Here is a 3,137-nt window from a genome sequence, read left to right as displayed (position 1 = left end):
TAGGCCTCCTCGCCGCTGGAGCAGCCCGGCGACCAAACGCGGATCAAAGAGCCCGCGGGTTTGTCGGCAAAGAGGTTGGGGATGACCTTTTCCTCGAGCGTCTTGAATGCCTCTGGGTCACGGAAAAAATTGGTCACGCCGATCAACAGGTCGCAAAACAGCGCCTCCACTTCGGCCGGCAGCTGGTGCAGATACTTGACGTAGCCCTCAACCGTACTGATCTGGTGGACCGCCATGCGCCGCTCGATGCGGCGGTTGATGGTACTGGGCTTGTACTGAGAAAAGTCGTGGCCGGTTTGGGCGCGCAGCAGGATGAAGACCTTCTTCAGCGCATTCTCGATCTTGGGCGTCGGGGCGGCAGCGGGCAGGGGAGACCTGCCGAAGGCGTGCGCGACGTAGGCGATAAGATGGGGCGCCATCTCGGCTGGTGGCAGCTCGTAGTCCACCAGCCCGGTGCCGATGGCGTTGCGCGGCATGCCGTCGTACTCGGTGGAGGCGGGATTCTGGACCATGACCATGCCGCCTTCGGCCTTGATGGCGCGCAACCCTAGCGTGCCGTCGCTGCCGGTACCCGAGAGGATGATGCCGATGGCCCGCTCGCGCTGGTCCTGGGCCAGGGAGCGGAAAAAGAAATCAATGGGCAGGCGCTGGCCGCGCGGCGCGGACGGTTCCAGCAGCTGCAGCGAGCCGTTCAGAAAAGCCATGTCGCGATTTGGCGGGATGATGTAGGCGCAGTTTGGCTGCACTACCATGCCGTCCTCGACCTCGAACACTTTCATACGGGTGTAGCGGCGGATGAGGTCGGTCAAGATGCTCTTGTGGTCCGGGGCCAGGTGCTGCACCAGCACAAAGGCCATGCCGGGCTCGCTGCCGGTGGGCATGCCGGAAAAGAAGGCCTCAAAGGCCGCCAGCCCGCCGGCCGAGGCGCCGATGCCTACGATGGGAAAGCCGGTTTTGGGATGGCTCTCTGTTGCGGCGGCCGAGCCGGGATCTTTTTCAAGCGCGGCGCCAAGGGCAGTGCCCGGATTCTTTTTTTCAGTCAGGTTTTTTTTGTCTTTCTTGTTCGTTTTCATCTTTTTTGCCTTTTCTTCACTTTTTATTGGTTTTTTCGCTTGGCCCATTCATTGCTCCCATACCTTTTATTTTCCTTTCGCCGACTGGATACCGGACTTATAGGAAAAAAATTTTTTCCAATAATGTAATGTTAAAAGAAATATTTAAAAATTGCAATGGTCAGCGCTGGAGTTTTGTCAGGCCATAAATAAAGAAGGGCATATCCCAATTCAGGCGGATTCCCGGCGTTTTGTCACAACAAAATGTTTATTGTGTTGTATTTTGCGATCATTGTGAAACTTAACGATTTTTAAATAACCTTTCAGGGACGCGATATCGTTCTTGTAGTATCTGGGGTTCAGATAGTAACGGCACAGAAAACGTCGGTTTTATGAAAAAGGCAATATTCGCTGACAATTAACCGTTCAGCCCTAACCCAGCAGAGCTGCGAAGTCCCCTGCAAGGGAGGATAAGGCTCTAACCCAGCAGAGCTGGATAAGAGCCTTAGATAGCAAATTCTAAAATTTGTTAGTTTTTTAGAACAAATTTTGAATTTGCTATAAGGCTCTAACGGTGATGAGTTTCAATTTCTTTTTTCAGTGTCTCAACGATAAACGAATTTATGCTGCCATGATGTTCTTTTGCATGCAAGCTGATTTCGCGATGAAGCTCAGGTGAAATGCGCAAAACAAACTTTCCGGAAAATGGCTTTTCCGGTTCTTTGTTTCGCTCTCTGCACCAATCCAGATAATCGTCAACGGAATCTTTAAACGCTTGTTCAATCTCTTTGACTGATTGGCCCTGAAAGGTGATCACCGTCCTGGTATTGATGATTTCTCCATGAAATATCTTTGCTTCATCATCATAATTCACACAACCAAAATATTCTTTATAATTCAACATGGTTTCACCCCCGCGTTTTCCAAGAAACGCTGCATGGAAACAACCGCGCCCTTATCCGTTTCTTTCCCCGGATGTGGGCGATGAAAAACAGCATCCTCATTATTCAATTCGATGCGTAACCTTGATCCGCGGCCTTCGGAAATTTTTGCACCCAAAGCAAGCAACATTGACTCGATGTCAGTCCACCTTATTCCCGATTGTGTCGGCCTTTTAAAAACTGCTGCCAAAGTTACGCGCTGTTTTTTGTTCACAGCATAATAGTACTATATTATAGTATTATTGTCAACAATGCGTTAGGCATGCATTTAGGTTATGACATTTTGCAGCATTTATTTTATAATAGTGATAGTGAAAAAACGCGTCGAAAACCTTATGAAATTCAAATCTAATCTGTTTTGGGAATCAGATGTTTCGGCGATCGATCTTGATAAATACGATTTCTATATCATTCAACGTTTTTTAGAGTATGGAGATGATCAGGAAGTCAAATGGATGTTTGATCACTATACGAATGAAGGAATTAAAGAATGTCTTTATAATCACCCGGGCCTCTCCAGAAGAAGAGCTTTATTTTGGAAAGCATATTTTAAAGGTTTAATAAAGTGAATTCCCTTAACCCCTATTACGGCCTGCAGTTCTCAAGCCAGGCCGGGCAAAATATCGATTACCTGAATGAAAAGCAGCTCAAAATATTGACCGCTAAATTTCGGGATTATTGCGAAAAGGCGCCGGGGTCAAGAATCGCCCGCATCAGGGGACGTTACTTTCTCATGTTTTTGTTTCTGCGCTTTACCGGCGCCCGGATCTCCGAAGTCGCCGGCATCGATGACCAGGCCGATGTAGATTATCGCGCTGGCGATGTCACCATGGCCGTCCTGAAGCGGCACAACCCCCATAAAAAGAACATGAGAAAAATGGTTTCCGTGCCCATGCAGGCGGTCAAAAAACTGGCCCGTTACCTAACGCAGTATCCCGAAATGAAGGGCAAGGCTTTTTCTATCAACCGTTCAAATTTTTTCAAGCTGTTTCAAAAACTTACTTTAGACTGCGGAATCCCAAAGACCCTCGCCCATCCGCACGTCCTGCGTCATACCCGGGCCATGGAATTGGTCCGGGCCGGCGTGCCCTTGTCCATCGTGCAGCAGATCCTAGGCCATTCGAATTTGAATACTACCGCAGTT

Annotated in this window: 5 protein-coding genes; 2 read left to right on the top strand and 3 right to left on the bottom strand. The window is 49.0% G+C overall.

Annotated elements, in window-relative coordinates; genetic code table 11:
• The 3 genes from NTW95_01035 to NTW95_01025 all read right to left on the bottom strand — a co-directional run.
• Nucleotides 1-1,121, bottom strand: a 1,121-nt coding sequence (locus NTW95_01035) for a chemotaxis protein CheR (GenBank protein ID MCX6556012.1), incomplete at its 3' end; no start/stop codon positions are given.
• 499 nt (nucleotides 1,122-1,620) lie between these two features.
• Nucleotides 1,621-1,956: a type II toxin-antitoxin system HicB family antitoxin gene (locus NTW95_01030; protein MCX6556011.1), complete on the bottom strand. Its 336-nt coding sequence runs from the start codon at nucleotides 1,954-1,956 to the stop codon at nucleotides 1,621-1,623.
• Nucleotides 1,950-2,207, bottom strand: a complete 258-nt coding sequence (locus NTW95_01025) for a type II toxin-antitoxin system HicA family toxin (protein ID MCX6556010.1) — start codon at nucleotides 2,205-2,207, stop codon at nucleotides 1,950-1,952. The genes NTW95_01030 and NTW95_01025 overlap by 7 nt, the downstream gene beginning before the upstream one ends.
• A gap of 97 nt (nucleotides 2,208-2,304) precedes the next feature.
• Between NTW95_01025 and NTW95_01020 the strand changes: the two genes are divergently transcribed.
• Nucleotides 2,305-2,562 carry a hypothetical protein gene (locus tag NTW95_01020; GenBank protein ID MCX6556009.1) on the top strand — a complete coding sequence of 86 codons (258 nt, stop codon included), beginning with the start codon at nucleotides 2,305-2,307 and terminating at the stop codon, nucleotides 2,560-2,562.
• Nucleotides 2,559-3,137 (top strand): site-specific integrase (locus NTW95_01015; protein MCX6556008.1); only part of this gene is annotated, 579 nt, incomplete at its 3' end. The genes NTW95_01020 and NTW95_01015, both read left to right, overlap by 4 nt.

It is taken from the genome of Candidatus Aminicenantes bacterium (genome assembly GCA_026393795.1).
Taxonomy (GTDB): domain Bacteria; phylum Acidobacteriota; class Aminicenantia; order UBA2199; family UBA2199; genus UBA2199.
This window is presented reverse-complemented; position numbering and strand designations above follow the sequence as displayed.

Excerpts from the sequence above, each read along its gene's own strand:
- NTW95_01030 (MCX6556011.1), bottom strand. The coding sequence starts at position 1,956 with ATGTTGAATTATAAAGAATATTTTGGTTGTGTGAATTATGATGATGAA.